We start from the raw sequence: 769 nt of genomic DNA, 5'->3' as shown, positions 1-769 counted from the left end.
ATTACCAAGGGAAATTGTCGTGTTAATAGTATGGTCTGAATGCTATTGAGTCAACAAACTATTAGTAATAGCCCTGGCTTTCTGAATGCGTAAAGCAATTGTATTCAATTTTTCACGTAGCCAGATATACCTAACACCACTAGCACTTATTGCAACACCTAGTGATGACTCAAGTTGCGCTGCTACTTGGCATTGACCTAGGTGAGGGTTTTCTAACGAGAATGAGATAACCGTATCCTCAAGCTCTTTATCACTCCTATTTTTATGGTGCTTGCTGGAGGTAAATGCACGTTTCAGAGCCATTGGTCCTTTTTCTTTAAGTAATCGCCGATTTTTATAGATGGTTTCTCTGGAACATTGGCTGATACGAGCGGCTTCTGAAACATTACCTATTTTATCAGCCAGCTCAATCGCATCTATTTTTTTCTGAATTTCTACGTCATACATAGAAGGCTTAGTTGGCTCAATGACTTCGGAAATTTCTAATATTTTACCAGCGAAAAAAACCTGGAATGTCTGATCATCATTAATGCTTTTGCGTATCTCAATTTCTTGCTTAGCAATTGAATATTTCAAGGGTGATTGAACTAAATAAAATTTATTACAATAGCTAAATGTGTGGTCATTACGGATTTTACGATATTCCTTAATAAGGCAGATATCATCAAGGTTTATGTGCTTAGGCACAGCAGTAAATTCATTGCTGGGCACTTGGGGTTGTACTACAAACTTCTTCTGCCACACTTCTGGGATGAATACTCTTTGTAAA

The 769-nt window shown here is 37.5% G+C and carries 1 protein-coding gene; it reads right to left on the bottom strand.

Annotation, left to right across the window (positions count from 1 at the left end; genetic code table 11):
• Positions 1-42: 42 nt before the first annotated feature.
• The coding region (locus tag DNJ77_RS09845) for a helix-turn-helix domain-containing protein (RefSeq protein ID WP_192877961.1) at positions 43-769 on the bottom strand (727 nt) is incomplete at its 5' end.

Source organism: Fastidiosibacter lacustris (assembly GCF_003428155.1).
In the GTDB taxonomy this organism is placed as follows: domain Bacteria; phylum Pseudomonadota; class Gammaproteobacteria; order Francisellales; family Francisellaceae; genus Caedibacter; species Caedibacter lacustris.
Note: the sequence above shows the minus strand (reverse complement) of the source record. Positions and strands in the feature narration are given on the sequence as shown.